Origin of the sequence: Shimazuella soli, assembly GCF_022511585.1 — a bacterium.
Classification (GTDB): Bacteria; Bacillota; Bacilli; order Thermoactinomycetales; family Thermoactinomycetaceae; genus Shimazuella; species Shimazuella soli.
Genome location: NZ_JAKWBN010000002.1, coordinates 248,870 through 275,744, shown reverse-complemented (window position 1 = coordinate 275,744; position 26,875 = coordinate 248,870). Strand labels below are relative to the sequence as shown.

The 26,875-nt window shown below is 38.3% G+C and carries 24 protein-coding genes, 1 pseudogene and 1 riboswitch; of the genes and pseudogenes, 14 read left to right on the top strand and 11 right to left on the bottom strand.

Going from position 1 to position 26,875, the window contains the following annotated elements:
- Nucleotides 1-15: 15 nt before the first annotated feature.
- The 5 genes from MK805_RS06295 to MK805_RS06275 form a co-directional block, all read right to left on the bottom strand.
- Nucleotides 16-2,424 carry a DUF2726 domain-containing protein gene (locus MK805_RS06295; RefSeq protein WP_240874742.1) on the bottom strand — a complete coding sequence of 803 codons (2,409 nt, stop codon included), beginning with the start codon at nt 2,422-2,424 and terminating at the stop codon, nt 16-18.
- A 331-nt stretch (nt 2,425-2,755) separates the two neighbouring features.
- Entirely contained in the window at nt 2,756-2,914 is a 159-nt protein-coding gene (locus MK805_RS06290) for a LuxR C-terminal-related transcriptional regulator (protein ID WP_240874741.1), read from the bottom strand.
- Nucleotides 2,915-3,212: 298 nt separating this feature from the next.
- Nucleotides 3,213-3,479 (bottom strand): excalibur calcium-binding domain-containing protein, encoded by a 267-nt coding sequence (locus MK805_RS06285; protein WP_240874740.1) that lies wholly within the window; start codon nt 3,477-3,479, stop codon nt 3,213-3,215.
- 110 nt (nt 3,480-3,589) lie between these two features.
- Nucleotides 3,590-4,744 carry an aminotransferase class I/II-fold pyridoxal phosphate-dependent enzyme gene (locus MK805_RS06280; RefSeq protein ID WP_240874739.1) on the bottom strand — a complete coding sequence of 385 codons (1,155 nt, stop codon included), beginning with the start codon at nt 4,742-4,744 and terminating at the stop codon, nt 3,590-3,592.
- An 82-nt stretch (nt 4,745-4,826) separates the two neighbouring features.
- Nucleotides 4,827-4,930: riboswitch (SAM riboswitch) on the bottom strand.
- Nucleotides 4,931-5,126: 196 nt separating this feature from the next.
- Entirely contained in the window at nt 5,127-6,314 is a 1,188-nt protein-coding gene (locus MK805_RS06275) for a M24 family metallopeptidase (protein ID WP_240874738.1), read from the bottom strand.
- Between the two features lie 103 nt (nt 6,315-6,417).
- Between MK805_RS06275 and MK805_RS06270 the strand changes: the two genes are divergently transcribed.
- Genes MK805_RS06270 through MK805_RS06260 form a run of 3 tightly spaced genes read left to right on the top strand, consistent with a single transcriptional unit; the run spans nt 6,418 to nt 8,924 of the window.
- Complete coding sequence (locus tag MK805_RS06270; protein ID WP_240874737.1) at nt 6,418-7,836, top strand: alkaline phosphatase family protein; 1,419 nt, start codon at nt 6,418-6,420, stop codon at nt 7,834-7,836.
- Between the two features lie 51 nt (nt 7,837-7,887).
- The gene (locus MK805_RS06265) at nt 7,888-8,586 is read left to right on the top strand and encodes a hypothetical protein (RefSeq protein ID WP_240874736.1); all 699 of its coding nucleotides are present in this window, start codon (nt 7,888-7,890) and stop codon (nt 8,584-8,586) included.
- A 32-nt stretch (nt 8,587-8,618) separates the two neighbouring features.
- The gene (locus MK805_RS06260) at nt 8,619-8,924 is read left to right on the top strand and encodes a winged helix-turn-helix transcriptional regulator (RefSeq protein ID WP_240874735.1); all 306 of its coding nucleotides are present in this window, start codon (nt 8,619-8,621) and stop codon (nt 8,922-8,924) included.
- Between the two features lie 73 nt (nt 8,925-8,997).
- Here MK805_RS06260 and MK805_RS06255 read toward each other — a convergent pair whose 3' ends face one another.
- Nucleotides 8,998-9,261, bottom strand: a complete 264-nt coding sequence (locus MK805_RS06255; RefSeq protein WP_240874734.1) for a hypothetical protein — start codon at nt 9,259-9,261, stop codon at nt 8,998-9,000.
- A 244-nt stretch (nt 9,262-9,505) separates the two neighbouring features.
- Between MK805_RS06255 and MK805_RS06250 the strand changes: the two genes are divergently transcribed.
- Nucleotides 9,506-11,038 carry a fumarate hydratase gene (locus tag MK805_RS06250; protein ID WP_240874733.1) on the top strand — a complete coding sequence of 511 codons (1,533 nt, stop codon included), beginning with the start codon at nt 9,506-9,508 and terminating at the stop codon, nt 11,036-11,038.
- 94 nt (nt 11,039-11,132) lie between these two features.
- Entirely contained in the window at nt 11,133-12,047 is a 915-nt protein-coding gene (locus tag MK805_RS06245; protein WP_240874732.1) for a DUF1002 domain-containing protein, read from the top strand.
- A gap of 61 nt (nt 12,048-12,108) precedes the next feature.
- Here the strand turns inward: MK805_RS06245 and MK805_RS06240 are convergent, their stop codons facing one another.
- Both MK805_RS06240 and MK805_RS06235 read right to left on the bottom strand, forming a co-directional pair.
- Nucleotides 12,109-12,738 (bottom strand): nitroreductase family protein, encoded by a 630-nt coding sequence (locus MK805_RS06240; RefSeq protein WP_240874731.1) that lies wholly within the window; start codon nt 12,736-12,738, stop codon nt 12,109-12,111.
- Nucleotides 12,731-13,684, bottom strand: a complete 954-nt coding sequence (locus MK805_RS06235; RefSeq protein WP_240874730.1) for a DMT family transporter — start codon at nt 13,682-13,684, stop codon at nt 12,731-12,733. Before MK805_RS06235 ends, MK805_RS06240 begins: the two co-directional genes overlap by 8 nt.
- 118 nt (nt 13,685-13,802) lie before the next feature.
- Between MK805_RS06235 and MK805_RS06230 the strand changes: the two genes are divergently transcribed.
- The 5 genes from MK805_RS06230 (at nt 13,803) to sdhB (ending at nt 21,955) form a co-directional block, all read left to right on the top strand.
- A complete protein-coding gene (locus MK805_RS06230; protein WP_240874729.1) occupies nt 13,803-15,161 on the top strand; it encodes an aminotransferase-like domain-containing protein in 1,359 nt (452 codons plus the stop codon).
- Between the two features lie 146 nt (nt 15,162-15,307).
- A complete protein-coding gene (locus MK805_RS06225; protein ID WP_240874728.1) occupies nt 15,308-18,457 on the top strand; it encodes an MMPL family transporter in 3,150 nt (1,049 codons plus the stop codon).
- A 297-nt stretch (nt 18,458-18,754) separates the two neighbouring features.
- Entirely contained in the window at nt 18,755-19,411 is a 657-nt protein-coding gene (locus MK805_RS06220) for a succinate dehydrogenase cytochrome b558 subunit (RefSeq protein WP_240874727.1), read from the top strand.
- Nucleotides 19,412-19,427: 16 nt separating this feature from the next.
- On the top strand, nt 19,428-21,185 hold the full coding sequence (gene sdhA / locus MK805_RS06215; protein ID WP_240874726.1) for a succinate dehydrogenase flavoprotein subunit: 1,758 nt from the start codon (nt 19,428-19,430) through the stop codon (nt 21,183-21,185).
- Nucleotides 21,182-21,955 carry a succinate dehydrogenase iron-sulfur subunit gene (gene sdhB, locus MK805_RS06210; RefSeq protein ID WP_240874725.1) on the top strand — a complete coding sequence of 258 codons (774 nt, stop codon included), beginning with the start codon at nt 21,182-21,184 and terminating at the stop codon, nt 21,953-21,955. Before sdhA ends, sdhB begins: the two co-directional genes overlap by 4 nt.
- A 95-nt stretch (nt 21,956-22,050) precedes the next feature.
- Here sdhB and MK805_RS06205 read toward each other — a convergent pair whose 3' ends face one another.
- Nucleotides 22,051-22,824: an HAD family hydrolase gene (locus MK805_RS06205; protein ID WP_240874724.1), complete on the bottom strand. Its 774-nt coding sequence runs from the start codon at nt 22,822-22,824 to the stop codon at nt 22,051-22,053.
- Between the two features lie 418 nt (nt 22,825-23,242).
- Here MK805_RS06205 and MK805_RS06200 point away from each other — a divergent pair, with 418 nt between their 5' ends.
- From MK805_RS06200 to MK805_RS06190, 3 genes are all read left to right on the top strand, one after another.
- Nucleotides 23,243-23,608 carry a hypothetical protein gene (locus MK805_RS06200; protein ID WP_240874723.1) on the top strand — a complete coding sequence of 122 codons (366 nt, stop codon included), beginning with the start codon at nt 23,243-23,245 and terminating at the stop codon, nt 23,606-23,608.
- Between the two features lie 82 nt (nt 23,609-23,690).
- On the top strand, nt 23,691-24,251 hold the full coding sequence (locus tag MK805_RS06195) for a hypothetical protein (RefSeq protein WP_240874722.1): 561 nt from the start codon (nt 23,691-23,693) through the stop codon (nt 24,249-24,251).
- Between the two features lie 212 nt (nt 24,252-24,463).
- Complete coding sequence (locus MK805_RS06190; protein ID WP_240874721.1) at nt 24,464-24,772, top strand: hypothetical protein; 309 nt, start codon at nt 24,464-24,466, stop codon at nt 24,770-24,772.
- A 352-nt stretch (nt 24,773-25,124) separates the two neighbouring features.
- On the opposite strand, the pseudogene MK805_RS06185 reads toward MK805_RS06190, so the two are convergent.
- Nucleotides 25,125-25,235, bottom strand: a pseudogene (locus MK805_RS06185) (DUF3885 domain-containing protein); the annotation flags it as partial.
- A gap of 167 nt (nt 25,236-25,402) precedes the next feature.
- Here MK805_RS06185 and MK805_RS06180 point away from each other — a divergent pair.
- Nucleotides 25,403-25,762 carry a hypothetical protein gene (locus MK805_RS06180; protein WP_240874720.1) on the top strand — a complete coding sequence of 120 codons (360 nt, stop codon included), beginning with the start codon at nt 25,403-25,405 and terminating at the stop codon, nt 25,760-25,762.
- 3 nt (nt 25,763-25,765) lie between these two features.
- Here MK805_RS06180 and MK805_RS06175 read toward each other — a convergent pair whose 3' ends face one another.
- Nucleotides 25,766-26,776: a LacI family DNA-binding transcriptional regulator gene (locus MK805_RS06175; protein WP_240874719.1), complete on the bottom strand. Its 1,011-nt coding sequence runs from the start codon at nt 26,774-26,776 to the stop codon at nt 25,766-25,768.
- Nucleotides 26,777-26,875: the final 99 nt, after the last annotated feature.

The following is a 26,875-nucleotide window of genomic DNA, read 5'->3' as shown; positions in this document are numbered from 1 at the left end:
CACCTTGACCTAATTTCAAGGAGTAACCGCATCCAAGAAGTTTATGTTGTTTATCATGCGATATTTTTGCCATATTTCGTTCTTCAATTGTGACTCTACCAACTGGATCAATTGCTTACCAGAGCTACTGATACGAACAAGTAAAGTTGCCTCTTCTTTAAGCCATTCAATATGGTGAACTTCCTTGTACAATAGATCCGTCATTTTATCTTTTATAAATGCTTTGACTTCCTCTAGATCTAAATCTGTATCCAAGCCAAACGTTCTTAAGCTAAATTGCTTTAACAGATCATTACTTTGGCTCAAACTACTTTGCTTGATATCTTGCAACAATTCCTTGGTGGTCAAACGTACTTCTTCCTTTAAACGCTCATATTCCATGTTGCTATTAAATCTCAACCGAAGCAAGGGAATACCTGCTAGTTGGAAGAGTAGATTTTTCTTTCCATCATTTTCTTTTGCATAATCGGTATCGTGGTAAGTACTATCTTTTTCAAAGCAAATAATAGGTAGATAGGTGATATTCGAAATGATAGCAAAATCAACATGTGCTTTATAAAAGTAATTCAAAATGTCTGGTTCTACCTGGTTTTTCATTTTCTCTGCATCAATGATTGTTTTTAGTGACATATTGGGGAAAACAAGATTTTGTGGAAATAGATCAACCAATGCTCGATACAAATTGATTTCCGACTCATGGAAAAATATTGGTCGAAATCGTTGATGTTCTACATGGTGAATGATTTGTCGCTCGACTTTAGGATCAATCCAGTCTTGAGCCAACTTATAAGCAATTGGATCGAGTTGGTATCCATGCCGTTCTGTATACTGAATTAGTTCTTTTTCCAAAAGTAATTTAATGAGTTGATTATACCCTTTGTATAACCCTGTTACTTTTTTCAGAAGATCGTCATCTATGATTTTTTCTCCATTAAGTTTGTAGATCGTAAACATGATCTTCTTATGTTTCGAATTTGTTTTAAAATACTGCTCTTTTATTCTTTGTGGTTTTTCTTCCAAATCATTGATCGCCTTTTTTGCTTTCTCTCTATTTTGCTGATATAACTCTTCTTCAGGATGTATGTCTAGTGCTTTTTGGAAGTATTCCAGAGCCTTATTGTAATCCTTATTATTCTTATGAATAACCCCTAAATTGTTAAGCGTAGAACCACAATGGGGATTATCAATTAAATGTTCTTCATATAACGTTTGAGCTTCTATAGCATTACCAATAAAATAATAGCTATATGCTAAATAGAAACGATATCTTTTTCTATAAAAAGAAGATTTTTCTGGAGAAGCATTCTCATACAGCTCGACGAAGATAGGATATGTATTATCCTTTTTGCATTCCTCAAATAGTTCCTCATCTACATAGACATTTGCGATAATTTGCTTCTGACCATTGGTGAGTGAATTGAAGTGTTTTAACAACCATTGAGTTCGCTCATTCAAGTATTTTGCTTTATATTCATCCAGATCTCCATTGGAGAAGAAAAAAAGGTTATTGATCTGTTCTAAAATACTAGTAAACTCCACTCCAACTGTCTGAATGAAATCTTTTTTCATCTTTTTGATTATGTTTTTAAGCTGTTGAAAATGGATGCTTATGTATGCTTCAGGATCTGTTTTTATCAGTTCTGCATTATCATATAAGCTATATAGCAGTTTGTAATCCTCTGACAAAGACTCCTTTTCTTTGGCCAGCTTAAAAAACAGTACAGATGGATCTTCTGGATCTATCCAATGAGATTCCCATAACATGACCAAAGACCATTTCTGTAGTTGCTCCACACTAAGCATCGAAAAATGATCACACAGAAACTTCACTATGTCATCAGTTAATCCATTAAAACAAAAGACATCAGGATCATCCACATCAAGAAAATAATCGTTCCATTTATCTTGAAAAAACCATTCTCTTGCTTGATCTATTTTTCCTGTTCTGATATAAGTGCGTGTGATTTTCATATATAAATACCACTGGTCAGCAAGATAAGAGTCAAAATCATCTGCATCTTTAAATGTTTCTATAACATCTATTAAAATTTGGGCTACATGAAGTTTTTCTAGTATCATCAAATCAAACTCATAATCATGATCTGATGTTAACACTGGCCCAGAATTAAGCCTTAGCATTTTCTTTGAAATATAAGGCATCAAAAAAGTATTCTCATCTAATAGCTCAAAGTTGGTTTTTTCTGAAAGATTAGTTATCTTTTCAAGAAAATAATTTATAAAATCTGATTTGTGTTTCTTGAATTCCTCCTCCAATAATCTCTTTTTTTTCAATTTTCCCTCATCATTTAAATCTTTTTCTGAAATTTTTTGTAGATCCATGATTCTATAAAGATCATCCAATGTTTCAGGTTCTTTCGATGAATCAGATACTAGATACCAAGGAAGGTCTTTTAACTTTGTCATATTAATATTGTGAACCTCCTAATTTATTGCCTAGTAAAAAAAAGTGAATTTAATATTTATAAGCATCAACTTATAATTCTATCATATATATATATCGCTGCATCCAATGATATAGACAAAATCCCTTTTGGTATTTATGTTTATCACACGGTTCAATTCTATAGCAGCCAAGTGTTCATTAATATTAATGGAAACATTCTGAAACACAAACTCAAGCAAAGATTCTACAGAAAAGTCACTTCATCTCATCCAATTAATTAGAAATCAAGCATCCCCTGAATCATGCATTCAGGAGATGCTTCTAGATAAACATTTTCAGGATATTATTTTCTCAAATGGTACACATCATATTACTGATGTGATTGCGAACGGTTTTCTCACTGATAAACAATTGACCGGCGATGTCTTTGGTGGTCTTATCTTGAACCAATAACTCAAATACTTCCCTCTCCCGATTGGTAAGCAGGGTTTTCCCCTTCTGATTGTGCAACTTCTATGCCACCCTTCCTTGCTCGAGCATTTAGATATGAGGGTCAGGGATACAGTCAAGTTATCTTATGAGACCATACACCTATAGGTGAGAGCAAAAAAGGGATTTTAAGCAAAAATGGGTTCCATCTGTTTTTAATTATTTTTCTTACTTCTTTTACTTCCATCACACTTTGGTGGAGTGCCAAATCACGCCAAGTTATACTGCTCTAAAATGTAATTTCCAAAATCGACTTTACTCTTCATTTAACTCAATAACCCCATAATATGAAATACCACTCAATGTGAGTGGCATCTGTTTATCGTTCACAAGCGATTAAATCTTTATCACGATCTAATCTTTTATTCGCGTCATAGATAACTTTTGATACATACGGCTTATAATATGTTTTGCCGCCTTTATTCTTTGTGAAGGAATAGCGTGCAACTCCTCCCTTATATATTTTGTTAAGCTCTGTACAGTTTTTATAGACTTTAACAGTTGTTTTTGCATCAACTAATGTAGTAGAAGCAGAGAAAGTAATGATAAGCCCAAAAGCCAAACCATATGCTAATAGTTTTTTCATGTAAGTTGAATCCTCTCATCTGATATCCCTTATATCATAATTCAGATAATATGGAATTTATCATATGTTTGTGTCTGTTATACGTCTATAAAAGTATATTCTAGTATTAATCAAGAATAGTATTCATTAGCATAGGATAAGGCTTGTTCTAAATCTGCACGCAAATCATCAATATGCTCTATTCCTACTGATAAACGAAGTAATCGGTCACAAACTCCTACCTTTAGCCGAATTTCCTCTGGTATATCTGCATGCGTTTGTGTCGCTGGATAAGTAATTAGGCTTTCCACCCCGCCTAAGCTTTCTGCAAAAGTAATCAATTTCAGATGATGTAAAAACGGCCGGATAAGATTAGCATCAGCTAACCGAAAGGACAGCATACCTCCAAAGCCACCCGCTTGTTTTAGATGCGTATCTTTTCCCTTCTCATCGAGAGCTGGATAATATACTTCACCCTTGATCAACGAATGTTCACGAAGAAATTGTGCTAACTGTAGAGCATTTTCTTGGTGACGATCCATCCGTAAAGCGAGTGTTTTCATTCCCCTCATCAACAAATAGCAGTCATGAGGTCCTAAACTCGCCCCTATGGCGTTATGCAAATACCTTACATGCTCTGATAATTCAGATCCTTTTGTCACGATCAAACCAGCAAGTACATCATTGTGACCGCCTAAATACTTCGTTGCGCTATGAATGACAACATCAGCACCTAATTCGATAGGACGTTGGAAATATGGTGTCAAAAAAGTATTATCCACAATGGTTATGATCTGATGTCTGCGAGCTAAACTGCAAAGCGCTTGTATATCAGCGACCTGCATCAATGGGTTGGTAGGTGTTTCGATAAAAATAGCCCGTGTATTCGCTTGTATAGCATTCTCCACTTCGTCCATATTACGCAAATCTACATAAGAAAAATCTAGACCGAAGCGTCGAAGGTTTTCTTCAAACAGTCGATAAGTTCCACCATAAAGATCAAGAGAGACAATCAAATGATCCCCTTGTGAAAACAGTCCCATCACCGTTTGAATAGCTGCCATTCCTGAACTACAAGCAAAACCTTCATCTCCTTGTTCTAATCTTGCAATGCTTTCTTGCAGAACATCTCGGGTCGGATTAGCCGTTCGCGTATAATCATAACCTGTACTTACTCCACCAACATGTTCATAAGCAGTTGCAAAATAAACAGGAAAATTAATAGATCCTGTTTTCGGTTCCCTTCTACAGCCTATCTGCGCTAATTCCGTCTCCATTTTTTTCATTCGTTCATCCCCCTAACCCATTTCCTCGCATTAAAAAACCTCTTCTCTGAAGAGAAGAGGCTGGTTTTAAACACCGCTTCTTCTCTTATCTTCCAGGAATTCCTGCAGGATTTGGCACCTTATTGATCACGATCAATTGGTTGCCGGGCTTCATCGGGCCAGTCCCTCCGCCACTCTCGATAAGAGAAAATCTTTAAATATAGTATTTATTTATTTTTTTCAAACTAATTTTATCATATATATTACTTTTCTATCAACGTTGACGAAAATAAACCTCCGTTTTATAAAAAATCATGGATAAGTAGCTACAAACCTTAACCTATCCATGACGAAATGTACAATTATTGGGCCAGAGATTCATTTTCATGCAGTCAAAGCCTTTTCAAATGGTGATGATATCTTCGCTAGAAATGGATAGCGATACTAATCCGTTACTTTTGACCACATATGTATTTTCTATTCCGACAACACCCCTACCAGGAAAGGTGAACTTAGGCTCAATCGCAATAACCATATTCTCTTGTAAGGCTTGTTGAAATCCTTTTGCCAAAATAGGGAACTCATCAATCTCCAAACCTACCCCATGTCCCAAAAACTTCGCTTGGTCATCTCCGAATCCCATAAAATAAGCTTGTAAACCAGCATCTTCCACTATTTTTAAAGCATGCTGATATAAACTCTCCCATGTAACTCCTGGTTTTCCTAACAGTTCTACAGCACGTAAAATACTTCGACTTACTTCATATGCTTGTACCAAATCATCATCTAGTGAACCAATAACAGCAATTCGTGTTTGATCAATCATATAACCTTCTACTACTGTGCTAAAATCGAGCAAAATTGGTTCATTTTGAGCTAATTTTTTGAAACTAGCACCTTGCGGACTAGCAACTGTCAGTCCTAAGCCACCAGCAGGACCATCAAAATAAGTTGGAGTTGCTGCTGCTGCACCAGAAGCTACCATTCCAAGTGACAGTTCTTGGTTGTAACCCCGCATTCGATTGAGATTTATATTTCCACGTACTCGTAAGTAATGCTCCATTTTCGCTGCTAATTGTACTTCTGTCATACCTGTTGATATCCAAGCAGGCAATTGTTGAATTACTTCATCAACTAATATAGCGGCCTGTTGAATTTGCGTTAGTTCGTAGTCTGATTTTACTGCACGCTGCAAGCGAATAATGGGCGTGATGTCTTTGATTTCAGTATCTAGCATCTGCTGATAACGAACACCTAGCTGATAAGGTAACACATCAAGTTCCAAGCCTAATGTATTTGGTTTACCAAAGCGAGCCTGTATTCGCTCTCCAAATGTTCTCATTCTCCCTAATGGCTCCACTTCAATCGAACTCTCCACTGCCGCACGAACTACACTTTTTTTCACATAAAACACAGGATCTCCTGATTCAGGAACATAGAGTATACCGTTTTGCATAGACCCTGTGTAGTAGAAAAGATCTACATTTTGTGTAATAAGAGCTGCAGGTATCTCATGATTGCGTAATTCCGATTGTAAACGCTTAATTCGAGCAGTTATTTCTTTTTTAGAAATTTTTGTAAGAAAATCCATTGCAATCACCCTTTACATAGAAGGAATTTTTTGGTGGAAAGATAATTATATGGTTGAACAGATGAAGGAGGGAACTTTCATTATACATAAACCAATTATATGCTTGTTAATCGACTCCTTAATGGACACTCCATTACAAGAAGAAATCCAAGCGGGACGAGCCCCCACTCTACAGTTTCTTCGTGATAATGGAACTTATTTTCCTAGAGTAGTCAGTTCGTTTCCTACAATGTCTGTATCTATTGATACTACCATGTTAACAGGTGAACCTCCCAACAAACATGGAATTTATGGTCTTACCTATTATCATTCCCAGCAAAAAAAAGTGTTCAACTTTGGTACTGGTCCAAAAGAAATTTTATTTTTCGGGCTTAAGCGTGTACTTCATGCTGCAATCATGCAATTAAATCAAAAATTAATAAGTAAAGACGTAGAAACTATTCACGAAGCAACAGAAAAGCCTACTGCTGCTATTAATTCAATGATTTACCGCGGTAACCAACCTGCAACACTAAAAACACCTTGGTTAGCATGGTTGTTTGGTTTGCTGCCTAGAAATGTTGAAACATCCGTACCATCTCATTTCTCATTTGGCTCACTGTTCAACATAACAAAAAAATCACTACCAAAAACATTCTTGTCAAAATTCGGCATGAATGATCATTTTTCATCGATGGAAATTATTTCCCTAATCGAAGAAGACAAATTACCACCTCTTTCCCTCGTTTATTTCCCAGGAAATGACACAGTTGTACATAAAAAAGGAACATCTGAAGGAAAAGGGATAAAAAAAGTCGATGAAGAGATCAGTCCCATTTTAAATGCCTTTGGTTCATGGGAGGAAGCTATACAAAAATGTAATTTCATTGTATTAGGGGATAGTGGCCAGACCAACATGATGAAAAAGGATACTTATGTAGACTTACGTAAAATACTTCGACCTTATTCGATTATGCCACTTTCAAGAGATACGCCAAAACCGCAAGACCAACTTATCATTTGTGTAAATGAGCGAATGAGTTATATAACTATTTTGGATGATAATATATCTTATCAAGACATAGTCCGTTTATGTAAGGCAGAAAAAAAAATAGATGTCATTGCATGGCAAACAGAAGATAGATGGATCCATGTGGTAAGCGGACAAACTGATGGGGCTTTAAGCTTCCGACCAGATGGAGATTACACAGATGAATATAATCAAAAATGGCAGCTTGAAGGAGATATCTCTATTCTAGACTTAACACTGGATGATCATCAAATCCAGTATGGTCTCTATCCTGATGCATTATCTCGATTAGCAGGAGCAATGGACCCAGCAAGCCGGAATATCATCATTACTATATCTCCAGGTTACGAGTTAGTAGGGAAAGCCTCACCTAAACATAAAGGAGCTTCCCATGGTTCCTTACATCATTTAGATTCCCTTGTGCCTATGATTGTAACAGGCATGGATAACCAACCCGAACACCTTCGCCTTATTGACTTAAAAAAATGGTTTCTAAATTTGTTACAGGAATGAGCCAAGCCTCCCCGTTCATAAATGTAAAAAAACAGGAAACGGGGATTTTTTATGTCTATTTTACAAACCAAAAGAAATCTTCAATTTGATTGGGAGAAATATTGGCCAGATCTGTCTCCTCTTTACCTGTCCTTTTTAGAGTTAGAACGTGATCCATACTACTCTTTTTTACCTGAGGAAGAGTTGGAAGACTATCTGAAGAAAGCTATTCATATAGGAGAACAAACAGCAAAGCGATACACGGACATGAATCATCTTGATTTTTTTAATGATGTGCTGAAAGAAGATATTCGTATTCGTTTACTAGATCAACATCCTGAGCAATCTACCATTCGAGCGCAGTATCATAAAAAAAAGCAAACCATTTTCATCTATAAAAATTCAATGAGAGAAATCGGGCAATTTATATCAAAAGAAATTGGCGATATTCCCCAAATTGATATAATCGCACTACATGCTTACCATGAATGGTTTCACCATTTAGAAGAAACGACAATCGGAAGAACAGATCTTAAGTTTCGCCCAGTTGTAATTAAACAAAGGGGGCCATTTTTAGTAAAACGATCTCTATTGAGACTACGGGAAATAGCTGCCCATTCTTTTACGCAAACCGCACTTGGTTTAAGTTGGTCCCCTTTGCTTCTTGATCAATTTCGTTATTTGTTAACAAAAGGATACTCGAATGCACAAATTAGAGAGTGTTTTCAAGACACGAAACGAACATACTATGCTATAATAAATAAAAAATAAGTCGCTAACTGTTAAGAAGTGGAGGGAATTCGGTGGAAAGTTGCATCTGTCCTAAATTTGAAGCTGCAATTGAAATTTTAGCAAAAAAATGGACGGGTCTTATCTTGCGGGTTCTCATGGAGGAAAAACGCCGTTTTCGTGATATCCGGGAGCAAATTCCGCAGATGAGCGAACGAATGTTAGCCGAACGCCTAAAAGAATTAGAGGCGTCAGGACTAATCAATCGGCAAGTTTATCCCGAGACACCTGTCCGCATTGAATATACACTTACGGATAAAGGAAAAGCCTTGCAACCCGTACTTGACTCGATCGAGAATTGGGCTCATGAATGGATGTGAAAAACTCCCTATTTTGAAAGGGAGTTTTTTCGTTACTAGATAATTCATCAGTAGATTTATCCCTAGTATATTTTTAAATAGATACAGCTTTATGCGGTTTACTATAGTGGCTTGTTCCTCCACCGCCAACTAAAATCCTTCCTCCTCTGGGGAAAATGAGTAGTTTTTGTACTCCTCCCGCCAAAAGTACGATAACTCTAGCTCTATTTGCAGTGGCAATATATTCTATATATCCGTTGGTTGTCAGTTTGGTCTTCCAATTTCTGTCGAACTCAGATCGAAGAACTCTGTTTGAATATACTTGATTTTCCATATTAGACTTTCTTTTCCGTTTCATTTCCCGCACCTCTCATCTTCACACCTGCATACTTTCTATATATTCAAAAACCACAAATCAGCACCGGCTGTTACCCTCAAAACATTTCAACTCATTAAATCAAACAATATTATGTTATATTCTAATGATAAAATTTAAATTAAATTATTCCTCTATAATTACATCACTGTTTTCTCCACAGACATCTTGCATGAGTATGTTAAAATAAAGTTGACTTTGTGGCGAAAAAAGAGAGGTTTTTAACATGCAATCATTTGAACAATCTATGCTTACCCTGATCACAGATACATCCACCCAATTGTCACCAGATGTGCGCGTTGCAATCGACAAAGCAACTGCACAAGAAGACAGTGGAACTCGAGCAGCACTGGCACTTGCAAGAATTACGGAAAACATTCAAATGGCAGAGGAAAAAGTGTCTCCTATCTGCCAAGATACAGGTATGCCTACTTTTATCCTTCATGTACCAATAGGTGCCAATCAATTAGAGATGGAAAAAGCGATCAAAAATGCTATCGCAACAGCTACCAAACAAGGAAAACTCCGCTCTAACTCTGTTGATTCCTTGACTGGGGCAAATACAGGTGACAATCTAGGTCCTGGGACACCTGTTATTCACTTCCATCAGTGGGAAAAAGATTACATTGATGTTCGGCTTATTTTAAAAGGTGGAGGTTGTGAGAATAAAAACATTCAATATAGTCTTCCAACTGAATTAGAAGGATTAGGTCGAGCAGGAAGAGATCTAGATGGAATTCGCAAGTGTATCTTGCACAGTATTTACCAAGCTCAAGGACAAGGATGTAGTGCTGGTTTTATCGGAGTTGGAATTGGCGGAGATCGTACAACTGGTTATGAACTTGCAAAGCAGCAACTATTCCGTCATGTGGATGATGTAAATCCAATCGAAGATCTTGCTAAATTAGAAGAATATATTTTAGAAAAAGGAAATACCTTAGGCATTGGTACCATGGGATTTGGTGGAAATACCACCTTACTTGGTTGTAAAATCGGTGTCATGAACCGTCTACCAGCGAGCTTCTTTGTCTCGGTGGCATATAATTGTTGGGCTTTTCGCCGTCAAGGTGTTGCGATCAATCCAACAACTGGAGAAATCCAAAACTGGTTATATAAAGAAGAAAGACCCAAAGTAGAAGGAAAGCCAAAAACTCAAGAAGAATCCAAGAGTTCAAATCGGCAAGTAGTACTTACTACCCCTATCACAGAAGAACAAATTCGCGACCTCAAAGTTGGAGATGTCGTGGTGATAAATGGGTTGATTCATACAGGACGAGACGCACTTCATAAATATTTGATGGATCATGATTCTCCTGTTGATCTAGAAGGAAGTGTTATTTATCACTGTGGACCTGTTATGCTCAAAGATGAGGAAGGAAAATGGCATGTCAAAGCTGCTGGTCCTACTACTAGTATCCGGGAAGAACCTTATCAATCAGATATCATCAAAAAATTTGGCATGAAAGTAGTCATCGGAAAAGGTGGAATGGGTGCAAAAACGTTACAAGGTCTACAGGAGCATGGAGCTGTTTATCTCAATGCTATCGGTGGAGCTGCACAATATTATGCTGAGTGTATCAAAGATGTAGAAGGGGTAGACTTCTTAAACTTTGGGGTACCAGAAGCGATGTGGCACCTAAACGTGGAAAACTTCGCTGCTATCGTAACCATGGATTCCCATGGCAATAGTCTGCACGCTGATGTAGATAAGACATCTCTTGAAAAACTTGCCCAATACAAAGAACCTGTATTTAAATAAATTCCTGTTCACTTCCGAGTCACAAAACGGTAAAATAAAGAGGGACTATAAGCCCTCTTTGTACTTGTTTCTTATTTTTTAAGGAGGTTTGACTTTGAAACTTTTATCAAAGCTTTCTTTGGTAACACTTTCTGTTTTGACCGCATTTACGATCGCTCTTCCTACTGGAGCCTTTGCGGATGCTGTTGAAGGAGAGACAGTTGTAACATTAGGGAAAGACCTGACTTTACAACAGCAGGACAGCATTTTAGCGGAAATGAAAGTACCTAGCAATGTAAATAAAATCTACGTCACAAACCAAGAAGAACATCAATATCTAGGAAAATACATGCCTGCTGGACAGATTGGAACACGTGCCTTATCTTCGGCGAAAATTACAATCGCTGCTCCAGGATCAGGGATCTCTGTAAAAACAAATAATATCACTTATATCACTGATGCGATGTACGCAAATGCTGCGATTACAGCAGGTGTTAAAGATGCAGATATTTATGTAACTGCTCCAATCCGTGTATCTGGTACTGCTGGTCTTACTGGGATTATCAAAGCATTTGAACAAGCAACAGGTAAACCAATCAGTGAAAACCAAAAACAAGTAGCAAACCAAGAAATTGTAACAACGCAGGATGTCGCAAAAGATATCGGTGGTAATTCACAGACTGCTGGTAACCAAGCTGCTCAGTTTATGAACAACTTAAAACAAGAAATTGCAACTCAAAAACCAACAACTCCACAAGAATATAGAGATATTATTGTCAATGTTGCTGGAGACTTAAACATTAATCTAAATCAAACCACCATCAATCAATTGGTTCAATACGGTCAAGCATTCTCTACCCTTGATATCGACTATAGCCAATTGAGTGATCAGATTTCCAAACTCCGTGGAAGTCTTAGTAATATATTAAGTGTAAATCCTCAAGGATTTTTTGATACTATCTTTGAATGGCTTGGAAGCCTATTTAGCGCAATCGGTGACTTTTTCACCTCTTCTTCTTCTCGACAATAATCACGTATAGATACAAAAGGAACCATCCTAGATAAAAATCAAGGATGGTTCCTTTTTGTAGTTAAAAAGACTCATGAATAACAATATCTTCTATAGGAAAACGTATGGTTTTATACGCTGGAGCGGTGGCTATTCCTGCGGCAATCATCATAATAGGAATATAACGTTCAGGTATACGAAGTTCTTCTATTAATTGATCCGCTTGAAAACCCCCCATGGGAACAGAATCATACCCTCTTGATTTCAAAGCTAACATGAGTTGCATGGCAAATAAAGAAGCATTTAAAAATGCACTTTCACGTCTTATAGATAAGGGGGCTTGGTAAGCATTGTCGATATCTTGTAATGCCTTTTGATAAGCTTTTTCTGACATGAGACCTGCATCCACAAGTGGTCGATGAACCGCATCTGCTGATTTATTTGCTTCGAGATCTCCCAGAACGACAAAGACAACGGATGCATCCACTACTTGTTGCTGGTTGTACGCGATTGGTAAAATTGCTCTCTTTTGAGCAGGATCTTGAATTACAATTACCCTCCAATGATGTAGATTCCATGCTGAAGGGGCTGTTTGGGCAAGTTGGATGATCTCTTGCAACTCTTTTTGGGAAATAGCATGATCTTTTTGATAGTGACGAACTGCATGACGTTCTCTTAATACTTCATCAAAAGTTTGTTCTATTTTATTCATAAGAATCACCTTTTTCATTTTTTATCGTTAACTCCGATCTTCTACTCCATTGACCTGCTAAATTGGTTCCAACAACCCCCACTATGATCATGAAGGCACCAATCACATGAACAGAAGTGATCGGTTCATTGAGAAATACAACACCTGCAAGAATCGAAACTAGTGTACTTAAGTTATTAAAAACACTTACTTTGTAAGCTTCTAATTTAGAAAGAGCATAATTGGAAAGCAAAATCGATGAAACACTACTAAAAGCTGCTAAATAAAAAATGCTGTATAAATAAATAGGTTGATAGAATGGCTTTACTATCTCATCCATTGTTCCGCTTAAAACATGCTCCACCATGCTAATGATGATAAAGCTGATAGAAGCCAGCATGATAATCACATAACTCAAATCATATGATTTGTAGGTTTGACCGATACGACGCACCAATATGGTGTATACTGCAAAAGAGAAAGTAGACAAAAGTAGAAATCCAATACTTCCGAGATGTCCGATCGATATAGCGCTTCCTTGCATAACAAAGATAAAAATTACTCCTCCCACAGAGAGGATTAAAAACAATTTCTGCCATAAGTTCGTTTTTTCGTTTAACACAAAAGCAGCCAGAACAGCGGTAAAGATTGGTGCTGTTGCTTGAATGATCCCACCTTCAGCAGAAGTTGCTCCTAACAATCCCCATGTTTGAAAAGTAAAAAAGAAAATAGGGTACAAAACAGCTAGTGGAATGAGCCGGAAGATATCTTTAAGCTTTATTTGGAGCTTTATCCATCCGAATAGAATAGGGATAGTAAGCATCACCAAAGAAAGTAAAAATCGAACAGCCAGAATATCAAAGGCTGAAGCAGTATGAACAATTAATTTCACAAACATAAACGATAACCCAATGAGGATCGAATACGTAATAGCAGCGGCATACGCCATCTTGATTCCTGTTCTCATAACCGGAACCTCCTTTCTTATTTGGCTGACCAGCCTTTCAAGGTTACTATACGCAAATAATTTTTGAATGAAAATATCACATTACCTATACTGTACCGGTACAGAAAGGATGAGCAATATGTATAAATATGAAGAAGTAATACAAGATCTGCACGAAAAATTAATCCATGGCATCTGGAAGGAAGGACAGAGTTTACCATCTATTCGACAGCTCGCTGAGCAATATCAGTGCAGCAAGAGTACGATTATTCGTGCCTATACAGAACTAGAACGGCAACATCTGATTTATTCGATACCACAGAGTGGTTATTATGTAGTGAAACACGAAAATCAACAGCTCCAAAATCCAAATCCTATCATTGATTTCGCTTCTGCCTCCCCAGACCGAGATTTATTTCCTTATCGGGATTTTCAACATTGTCTAAATCAAGCGATCGACCGATATCAAAATGAACTATTCCTATACGGCATACCGCAGGGATTGCCTTCCCTGATTGATGTGTTACAAAAACAACTAGCTGATCATCAAGTATTCGCACATAGTGAACAATTTGCTATCACTTCTGGTGTACAACAGGCACTATCCATACTAACCATGATGCCTTTTCCAAACAAAAAAGAAACCATTCTTATTGAGCAACCAAGTTATCACCTGTTTATTCAAATGCTGGAGTTACTCCAAAAACCAGTTATCGGAATTCGTCGAACAAGAGATGGACTAGATCTGAACTTACTTGAACAACTCTTTCGCACTGAGCAGATCAAATTTTTTTATACCATGCCTCGTTTTCAAAATCCTTTAGGAACATCTCTCCATCAAAAAGAGAAAAAATCAATAGCAGAGTTAGCGAAGCGATATGATGTTTATATTGTAGAAGATGATTACTTGCTAGATTTGGAGATGGATACAAAAGCAGACCCGATTTACTCTAGCCAGAATGGTCATATCATTTATCTCAAGAGTTTTTCGAAAGTTATATTCCCTGGACTTAGAGTAGGGGTAACCATTCTACCAACTGAACTAATCTCTCTCTTTCGTCATTACAAAAAAACGCAAGATATTGACAGCTCCATGCTGTCTCAGGCAGGCTTAGAAATTTATATCAAAAACGGCATGTACAACTACCACCTTAAAAAAATACGATCCTCCTATAGCAAACGAATGCAAATTATGTACGAAACACTGATATCCATGAATATGGAAGAGTATATTACCTTTCCACCTATTCAAACAGGGACACATACCCATCTCTTGCTTAAAAGACCTGTCTCGATCGAGAAACTTCGGCAAATCATGCAGCAACATCGTATTATCATCAGTTCGAGTGAAAAATACTATCTGCATCATCATTCCAAAGATCATCTATTGCAAGTGAAAATTTCCAATGTCCCATCCGAAAAAATCAATTTCGGACTTACTACCTTACTGCTTGCAGTAAAGAAATTATCTGACTTGAATGCACGGCAATTCTTTTAAAACCAAGGGCTTATTACATGAAATAATTTCTCATCAACTTTACCTGCTTGAGCCATTCTTGTGTTTTTTCTTTTTGCAACCAAAAGCAATGGTATAATAATTTTATTCGCACTCAAAATACATCCTATTGGCGGTGATATACAGCTATGCGCAGTATTATTCGATTGAAATGGTTTTGGCTGGTGATTTGGTTTGCAATCTTAGGAGTGATCCTGATTGCCATGCCTTCCATGGATACATTAATACGAGAAAAAGGCCAGCCTAATCTTAAAGGCACTTATTCATCTAGTACTGCTTCCAAATTACTAGCTGAATTCCATAAGAGTGATAAAGGCGGTAAAAATCTCGATACCATCCTAGTATTCCATGATCCAAAAGGATTTCAACCAGAAGAAAAAAAGCAAATCAAGCTGAAAATCGACCAGATGGAACAAAACAAAAATTTACATATACAATCCGTTTTGAGTCCATTTGACAGCAAAGACGCAGAAAAAAGACTGCTCTCAGCTGATCAAAAAACGATAATGGCTATTGCCAGTGTAGAAAAAACAACACAAACCATTCCACAAATTCGAGCTCAATTCGAACAGCAAATGAAGATGGATGGAATTCAAACCTATTTAACTGGTGATGGTTATATTGAAGAAGATTATGCACAAAACTCGATTGATGGGGTAAAAAAGACGGAACTATTCACAGTAATATTTATCGTACTGGTTCTCATCCTAGTCTTTCGTTCTCCTATCACACCAGTTGTATCTCTTCTCATTGTGGCTGTTGCCTACCTTATCTCCCAAGGTACAGTTGGATTATTGGTAGAATACTTTGATTTTCCTTTCGCCAATACAACACAAATATTCCTTATCTTAGTGCTATTTGGAGTAGGAACAGACTATAATATCTTGCTATTTATGCGATTTAAAGAAGAATTAGGCCAAGGAAAAGCCTTGCTCACAGCTATTGTGGAAACATACAAAACAGCAGGAAAAACCGTATTATTCAGCGGTTTGGCTGTACTGATCGGGTTTTCGATGCTCGGTTTTTCTAACTTCTCGATTTATCAATCTGCAGTCGCAGTAGCAATCGGTGTCATCTTTTTACTTGCTGCTCTGTTCACACTTAATCCTATTGTGATGGTCATTCTGGCAAATCGCTTGTTCTGGCCGCTGAAGAAATTTGAAGGACATGGGCAAAATCGACTATGGTCTCGATTGGGGCATTTTTCTGTTATCCGTGTATCCGTCAGTATCCTTTTAGTCGTAGTCCTCTCTATTCCTATCCTTTTATTTTATAAAAATCAACTTTCATTCGATAATTTAAAAGAAATAGGCCCAGATTCCCCTTCTGTTAAAGGATTTAATATTGTGGCTCAATCGTTTGGTGCAGGTCAAACCCTGCCTACCACCTTGGTAATTAAATCTAAGACACCTATGGATACTGCTGATGGTCTTGCTTTTTTAGATCAACTTCATGAAAGATTAACCCAAATAAAAGGGGTAAAAGATGTATATGGGCCAACAAGGCCAAATGGGGAATATATCAACGACCTATACCTCAACAAACAAACGAAAGGGGTAAGTTCAGGGATTGATCAGTCTAGTAATGGACTAGGGAAAATATCTCAAGGTTTATCTACTGCATCAGATAAAATTAAAACTTCTACATCTGGTGATTTAAATGATATCAATAAACTAATCGAGGGAACTGTTACTGTTCGTTCCGGTCTTGGGCAAGTACAAACAGCGTTATCCCAAATTAACTCAGGTATCAAACAAGGTGCTGGCGGAGCTGGACAAATAAAATCCGGTTTAGCTAGTCTAGAGAGTTCCATGGAGAAATTGAACACTTCTACCAAACAATTACTGACTGGATATGCAAAAATTAGCACTAGTATTGGAAAATTATCGACTGGATACCAAGGGATTGCTTCAGGAATCTCAAACTTGAGCACATGGAATAGTACCATGCAAACAGCGATAGATGCGTTGGGCAATAACCACCCAGAACTCGCAGAAGATGAAAACTATACAACTTTAAAAAATACAAGTGATAATATGGCCAAAGCGTTGCCTACTATGCAGCAAACCATCACACAATTAAATAGTTCCTTAGCTGCTTTAAACAGCAGTCTTTCCTCTGCTAACAAAGGCCTGTCTCAAATATCGAATGCACAGACACAAATCGCAGCAGGTACAACTAAGTTAAAAATTGGAGCAGGTCAGTTAGAAAAAGGGTTGAAACAAGGTGCATCCGGTCAATCAGAAGTAATTTCGTCTATTCCTTCGATGAACGATGGACTTTTAGCTATCACCAATGGTCAAAGACAAGTATTAGCTGGCTTAAATGACTTTGAGTCCAAGATGAAAGAGTTACAACAAGGATTATCGCAAAGTGCTACAGGATTAAATAAGATAAATAATGGCTTATCAACTGCAAACAATTACTTAACAGAAGTGACAGGAGAAGGGTCGCCATACGGTACTTTCTTCGTTCCTAAAGAAGTGAGGAATAGCAAACAGTTTCAAGCTGCTTTGGATCTATATATGTCCAAAGATCGTAAGATTGTAACTTGGACAATACCTTTATCCGTAGACCCTTACTCCAAGAATGCAATGAATATCGCTCACGAGATCGACACAACGATTCGTGAAACGATTTCCCATACGCCATATAACAATCTGCAAATTGGTACTGGCGGTGTATCTTCTGCCAACTATGATCTTCAACATATCTCAGATGAAGATTTCTCTCTTACCATCATCCTCATGGTGGCTGGAATCGGTGTCCTATTATTAATCTTGTATCGATCCGTATGGATTACCGTTACGATACTTGGAACTTTGATACTTGCCTATTATTTCTCTCTAACAATATCGGAAAACATTTTTATCGGGTATTTTGATGTTGCTGGTTTGTCATGGACCATTCCATTTTTCTCGTTTATCATGGTCATTGCTTTAGGAGTAGACTACAGTATTTTTGTTATGATGCGATACAAAGAATATAAACACCTAGGTATGGTCGTAGCAATTTTAAAAGCTGTTGAACGAACAGGAAGCGTCGTTATATCTGCGGCAATCATTTTAGCTGGTACCTTTGCTGCGATGTATCCATCAGGAGTTACTACATTAGTACAAATAGCAACAGTAGTGATTATTGCCTTGCTATTGCTGGCTTTTGTCCTACTGCCAATGGTTCTACCTGCTTCTATTTCATTACTTGACCGCATTACAAAAAGTGAACGAGAAACGGTTATACCAGAGAGACAAAAAGATATGAATGCCCCATACTCTTAAAAAAGAAGCCTTGTTCTTCTAAAAGAACAAGGCTCTTCTTTTAGAAATGAAACAACACTTTTCACTCATTCATATTTTTTTATTTATTTTTACAAAAACAAAATAAAACGCTAGAACTTATTGGATTTTCGCTTTTATGGTTAGAAAAATACAAACGAAATATACCTTTATAACCTACTTATGTGAATAAGTGGCTTTGTCGATTTCTTGACGCTCCATATTTATGAGAGTACAATAAGAAACGTTGAAGACCCTGTGAAACATTCAATAATGGTAATGAGAAATGGAGGCTTAGTTGTGAGCAATCAGACCGATTTTCTCAACCGGCGGCTTCACTCCCTACTAGGTGTGATACCGGTTGGCTTTTTTTTGCTCGAACACTTTTATACGAACTACTTCGCAACTCAAGGAAAAGAAGCATTCGAAGGAGCAGTTAACTTCCTTTGGGGGATTCCCATTCTACGATTCCTTGAAATCTTTTTAATCTTTATTCCATTGATATACCATGCATTTTATGGACTTTACATCGTTTTTCGTGCGAAAAATAATGTAAGTCAATTTGGTACTTTCCGGAACTACATGTTTGTAATCCAACGGGTTACAGGGGTAATTACTCTTATCTTTATTCTTTGGCATCTTTGGCAAATATGGTTCCAAACGTTTCTTGATCCTACGCCAACAGCAAATGAATTGGCTACTGAAACTGCTAATATCCTTTCAAACAATATTACAGCTATTTTATATGGTATCGGTGTTATCTCTGCCGTTTTCCACTTCTGTAACGGTATGTGGTCATTCCTCGTAAGTTGGGGTGTAACCGTCGGACCACGTGCTCAACTTGTCTCTACATGGGTATGGATTGTAGCTTTTGTTGTCCTTTCTTACTTTGGCATCAGTTCTATCGTTGCATTCCACGATCCAAACTTTGCAAATAACGTGTCAGCATTGCAATAGAAGGGAGCTATACCAAATGAACGAAAAAATAATTATCGTTGGGGGCGGTTTGGCAGGACTTGCTGCTGCTATGCGTTCTGCTGAAGCAGGAGCTACGGTAGAACTTTTCTCCATCGTACCTGTAAAACGCTCCCACTCCGTATGTGCACAAGGCGGGATCAATGGAGCAGTAAATACTAAGGGAGAAGGAGATTCTCCTTGGGAGCACTTTGATGACACCATCTATGGAGGAGACTTCCTCGCAAACCAACCTCAAGTAAAAGCAATGTGTGAAGCAGCTCCTGGAATCATTTATTTGATGGATCGTATGGGAGTACCATTCAACCGTACACCAGAAGGTTTGATTGATTTCCGCCGCTTTGGAGGAACCAAACACCATCGTACTGCGTTCGCTGGTGCTACCACTGGACAGCAGCTTCTTTATGCTTTAGATGAACAAGTTCGCCGCTATGAAGTAGAAGGGAAAGTAGTCAAGTATGAACAATGGGAATTCCTTTCCATCGTGCAAGATGATGAAGGCAGATGCCGTGGTATCGTAGCACAAAATATGCGTAGTACAGAAATTAAAGCTTTTCCTGCTGATGCTGTTATATTAGCTACTGGTGGTCCTGGTATTATTTTTGGAAAATCTACCAACTCTATGATCAACACGGGCACAGCAGCAAGTGCGGTTTATCAACAAGGAGCTTATTATGCAAATGGTGAATTCATTCAAGTTCACCCAACTGCTATCCCTGGAGATGATAAGCTTCGACTTATGTCCGAATCCGCACGTGGTGAAGGTGGACGAATTTGGACCTATAAGGATGGAAAGCCTTGGTATTTCTTAGAAGAAAAATATCCTGCTTACGGAAACCTCGTCCCTCGTGACATCGCAACCCGTGAGATTTTCAAAGTATGTGTAGACTTAAAACTTGGGGTTAATGGAGAAAACATGGTTTACCTTGATCTTTCTCATAAAGACCCCAAAGAATTGGACATCAAACTTGGTGGAATCATCGAGATTTATGAGAAATTTATTGGTGAAGACCCACGCAAAGTTCCAATGAAAATCTTCCCAGCTGTTCACTATTCCATGGGTGGACTTTGGGTGGACTTTGATCAAATGACAAATATTCCTGGATTATTTGCCGCTGGAGAATGCGAGTACCAATATCATGGAGCCAACCGTCTCGGTGCTAACTCACTTCTTTCCTGTATTTATGGTGGATTGATCACAGGACCAAAAGCAATTGAATATATTCGTGGATTAGATAAATCTGTAGTTGATTTTGATCCTGATTTCACAGAATCTCAACGAAAAGTACAAGAAGACAAATATGAAAACACGCTCAAAATGGAAGGTACAGAAAATGCATATGTCATCCATCGTGAGCTTGGTGAATGGATGACCGATAACGTAACAGTTGTACGTTACAATGATCGTCTCCAACAAACAGATGAAAAGATTCAAGAGTTGATGGAACGCTACAAAAAAATCGACATGGTAGACACTAGCAGATGGAGCAATTCTGCTGCACCATTTACTCGCCATTTATGGAATATGTTGCAACTTGCTCGTGTGATTACCTTAGGAGCGTTAAATCGTAACGAAAGCCGTGGAGCCCACTACAAGCCAGAGTTCCCTGATCGTAACGATGAAGAATTCCTAAAAACAACAAAAGCTCGCTTCACCCCAGAAGGACCAGAACTATCTTATGAAGATGTCGATACCTCATTAATCAAACCACGCCCTCGTCGTTATGATGTGGCGAAAGGAAGTGACAAGAAATGAGTGAACAAACAGCTGTAGCGGAACAACAAAAAACGGTTCACTTGATTTTTACTCGACAAGATGGTCCAGATAGCAAACCATACAAAGAAGAATTCCATGTCCCTTACCGGAAGAACATGAACGTCATCTCTGCAATGATGGAAATTCAGCGTAATCCGGTAAATGCAAAAGGGGAAAAAGTTGCACCGATCCAATGGGAGTCCAACTGCTTAGAAGAAGTTTGCGGTGCTTGTTCTATGGTGATCAATGGTAAACCACGTCAAGCATGTACTGCTCTAGTTGACAAACTAGAACAACCTATTCGTATCGGTCCTATGAGCACTTTCCCAGTTATACGTGACCTTGTCGTCAATCGTGGCCGGATGTTTGACGCTTTGAAAAAAGTAAAAGCATGGATTCCAGTAGATGGCACCCATGATCTAGGTCCTGGACCCCGCCAATCTGCTACTGAGCAACAATGGCGTTATGAGCTTTCCAAATGTATGACTTGTGGTGTTTGCCTAGAAGCGTGTCCAAACGTAAATGATAACTCTGCCTTTATAGGTCCATTTGCAGTAGGACAAGTAACCTTATTTAATGCACACCCAACTGGTTCTCTCAATAAAGAAGAACGTACAGAAGCATTGATCTCTGATGGCGGTTTGCAACAATGCGGAAACTCACAAAACTGTGTCCAAGCTTGTCCAAAAGGGATTCCACTCACAACAGCAATCGCAACAATGAACCGAGAAGCAACGAAACATATGTTTAAAAAATGGTTGTCCTTTTAATTCATTAAAGCATATCTCTTTTAAGAGGTATGCTTTTTCTATTCATGAAATGAACTGGACACCATTTCAATTTTGCAAATGGTGTCCAATCAACCCTAGTAATATTTCTCTACGTCATCCAAAACCAGCATACTGGGATACCACACACCAAATGCTTGGAACACCCATGTATAGCTGGGAATGATGACTGAAACCCCTGCTTTCTTTAGGTCTACATACTCCGTATCTGTTTGTGCATACCCAAGAAAAGCAGTTCCCGCCCTTTGTGCAGCCTGGAAGTCTGTTACCGCATTCCCTATCATCAGCGCATCTTTTGGTGCCGAATGGAGAGTTTCCAATGCGGTCTGTAGGATACACGGATCAGGTTTCATCCTATCGAATGTCTCTTCTGTTCGACCAAATATCCACCCCTCAAATAGAGGGTAGCTGTTCTCATCCGGTCTCCTAGAAAATACTTCCACTGCTTTAGGAGAATTATTTGTAGTAATTGCGGTTTGCTTTTCTCTCTTTAGCAAAAACTCTACAAAAAACCGATACAGAAGAGTTCGTTCTGCTGTGAGGGCAGCCAAACATTCGGTCCTTGTCAACAAAGCATCCAGCTCTCGAAACACCGGATGATTTTGCCAAGAAGCTGCAGCATATCGGTAGATTGCATGTGGATCTTTTTCTCTCCAGTTTACAGACAAACCATGGCGGCGAATAACACGCTTCATTGCATCTGCGATCTCTTCGGCAGAGTATACATGGAAGAGTTTACAGATAGGTCCATCAAAATCGAAGCACACTACCCGAACAGATTCGATCAGTTCTCGTAGAAGGTGTGCCATAGCTCTGCTGTTCCAGTTTGCAAAGGGTTCTATGGGATTCATTGTACCTCTCTGAAGAAAGGGCCGATTTGCCTCTCTATTATATCAAATAGTTCCATTATTTCTGTTTTTCCTTTGATTCTTCCTTACCTAGTTCTTGTATTAGAATATCCAACCCACTACTTTCGTTCATTCCATAAAAATAATTCTTCTTAAAAACTATTCATCCCATTCGCTTGTTAAATGGTATGGGGTGTACTTGTGGAGTTCATCGATTTAGCTCAAGTGCCTTCTCTAGAATGATACTAATTTTTGAATCACGCAATTTTACTTCTATTTTTACATGCTTAAAAAATGTATGCGGTTTAAAAAACATTTTGGAACCAAAAATAAATATATCCGCAAGTAGGAATATGAAGTTATATTAGCGAATTGAAGTCTATTAAATATATTTTTATCCTTAATAAGAAAGGTTGTTCTCATGTATATCATAACGCTTATATTGGAATTAACTCCAGAGACCAATCATGAAGAAATCATGGAATTTTATGAAGAAAAAATCGCATCTTCTTCTCTCCTCATACCTGAAATTGAAAAAATTAACTGCCTTCAACTCCGATCTACTCCATTTAACCAATATGATCAAACTCCCCTGCGCAATCTTTTTTATCAAGTTCAAATCTTTTTTTCCTCTGAAGAAGCCGTTGATCAAGCCTTAAAACGCCCTAAAACTTTGAAGCTCTTGCAGCGATTTATGATTTTTAGCAAATGTAAATTTCATTGGTTTGTCGGGCATGAAAAGACATTTGTTGCAGAAGATTTTAAAATTCAAGCGGAAAGTTCATAATGTTGCACCATAAAAACGAAAATTATAATATAATGATTAGGAATTATCGGTTCTGAGAGAAAGGAATGACTTGAAAGGGAACTTGAACACAGCAGTCGAGCAGGGTCAGCAGGTCATGCTTGCTGCTGCGCTCCGAGTTCTTCGGAAGAACCCGGATTCTCCTGAAGAACAAAAGGAAGCCCTTTCTGCTGCGGATTCAGCTGCTAAGGAATTCACATGTAATCGGAAGGGTCCCCGTCGGGAACTGGAACAGGAGTTCGCAGAGTATTTGATCCGTGACCTCATCTTCGAAGCTCTGGAAGTCATCAATAAGGCTGAGGACGGCGACACCAATGCCCAAAAGTTGATGGCATCCTTGGATGACATCGCTACCCTTGAAGCCACCTTCTCCACCGAGAAAATCGAAAATGGTTTTCTCGCGATGAAGATTGCTGCCCAGCTGATCTTCAAGCAGAAAGGCAAACATGCACGCTCCGCAGCCAATCAGGCTGCTCGGAAGGCTTGCAAACAATTTGCCGACCGCAATGAAACACTGGAGACCGTGCTTCTTACAAAGCTCACTGATGCGGTCAGAGCCGCTCGTGAGGATTACAGGTTCGATGTAGATGTCAAGGCTGCTCGACGGTCGCGACCCAGAGACTAATCACTCTCAGAACCACCCGTCAGAGAATTGCACCGCTCTTCTCTGACGGGGGGCCGAAATAATAGATTTCTATATACAAAAAAATCCACGCTGAATGTGTGGATTTTTATTTTTATACCAATAACTTTGGTTTATTGCAAAAAATAAATAAAAATTATAGGATATAAAATAAGAATTGTAAGTTCTGAGTGAATCGAACGAGAAAACGGAATATGCCCCAGACTGATTTTCAGGACATGATCGCACAGCTCCTCAAGGAGTGCGAGTCTACTGTCCCCATTGCAAAGATATCCGAGGGTGTGCGCCTGATGAAGGATGCTGCTCTCGACGTCTTTCGCACAAATGGGACGAAGCAGAGTGCTTTCGTTGCTGCCGCCATAACTCGGGATGACTTCACCAAGGGAGACTGTGATCTTCAGTTGATCCTGTGCAATCTTCAGCCTGCGGCGGTCGATGCTGCGGAAGAAGACTTCGAGTCTTCTAGGTTGACGAACATCATCAAACGTCTATCCGAACGCTGATCGTCATTCGGCTGCTTCGTCTCAGAACAAACTGACAGAGTGAGCAGCTAACGCTTTCTCTGTCAGGCCGCAAAAATATATCATCAAAATAGATTGGAAAAGCCACACCCAATTAATTGGATGCGGCTTTTTATATGATGAACTGTTTTCGAGAAACAAAGAAACTTCTCTTTTACCTTGCATGGAAAACCTAAAACGACAAAAGCCCTACCTCTCTTTCATCTTTGCGGCTCCGAAGACCGCGCCAAATGAATTGGGCTTCCAACAATTGAACTTTCTCTGTTTACATCTTTGCATATTTCAACACGATGGATATTATAACATAATATCAATTAAAAAGCAAATATTTTCATTAGTCCATGAATACTTTATCTATTCTTCCCCTATTATATTCTAAAATCCAATCGGAATAAGTATAGTAGATATTTTCTAACGCTTTCACAGATGCTGCAATAACATCACACTGAAGGACAATACTACTATTGTACCAGTGGTTATTCCTCTCACTGAAACACAAGCTGCTCTATTGGAACAAGCTGAAATACCAAACTGCACCTAATCTAGAGATCACACCGAGGTGTGATCTTTTCTGTTATGCTAATAAAGATACATTTAAAGGGAGCGATTTCTATGGATAAAATGAACGATTTTCACTTACATATGAAAAAACAAAAAGCCATATGGACGAAATCCTTTTCTCATGACTCCTCCGGATACCTTGGAATTGTGGAAGTTCCTCATGCATTTGACTATGCAACTATTACTTCTAATATCAGTTTGGAACATTTTATAGAAGAGATAAGTAAGTTTCCCTATCATTATGCCTGGAAAGTTTCTGAACTCCAAAAAGTAACCGCTTTTGTAGATACTATCCTACCCTATATAGATCAGCTAGGAGTGAGCAATCGACACCTAGAAGATAAAATGTTTGATCTATTGATAGCAGAAATCGACCCCTATCTCATAGAGGAAGTAGATCCCTACAACTAAAATTTACTTCGTAGATTCCCGAACAACCAATCGATGAGGTACGGTTACCTTTGATGGATGATCTTCCCCAGCTAATTTACGAATTAGTTGTTGTATGGTTTGATAACCTAATTGATAGATTCCTACATCAATGGTGGTAAGGGGTGGATTACTCATTTCGGACATATATATATTATTAAAGCCGACAATGGAGATATCTTCAGGAACTCCAAAACCAATCTCCGCAAGTTCGCGAATCAAACTAATCGCAATTACATCATCGATTACCAAAATTGCCGTTGGACGATCTCCTGCATTCATCAACATGGAAATGGTATGGTAAGCATTTTTCTCCAACATTTCTGCGCTGACTATCCAATCTGGATTTAACGGAAGTCCCGCTTGTCTCAATGCTCGCTGGAAACCTGATAAACGATCCTCTGATACTACTAACTCTGGTTTCCCAGTCACAATCCCAATCTTTTGATGCCCTTGAGCTATTAGATAATTCGTAAGATCAAAAGAAGCTTTTATATTATCGTTATTAACGGATAGAACATCCGGATATTCCAAAGACCTGCCTAGTAATACAAATGGAAAATCATACTCCATTAATTTTTTTACAATCACATCGTCCCGGCTTGGACTCATTAAGACTACACCATCTATACGTTTCCCTAATACCATTCGATTGATCGCTTCTAACTCTTCCCTTTGATTTCTAGCAGATGATAGGAGCAGGTCATAATTTTTATTATTTGCATATGCTAACATTCCTCTTAAAACTTCAGAGAAAAAAGGGTTAATAAATAAATTATCCGAAGAGTATGGAAGGACGAGACCAATTGTATTCGTATTCTTTGATACTAAACTTTTCGCCATGATATTTGGATGATAATCTAACTGATGCATTGCATCTCGCACTTTTTTTCTAGTAGCTGGGCTTATCTTCGGATGATTGGATATCACCCGAGATACAGTCGAAGGTGAAACACCTGCTAACTGAGCTACATCTTTAATTGTTACAGCAGACATATTCCACCTCCTGTGCAAACGTTTCCACTACCATATTAACAGATAAGAAAACATATGCAAAGTCCGTATAGAATTTTATATATTTTAATATAATTTCTT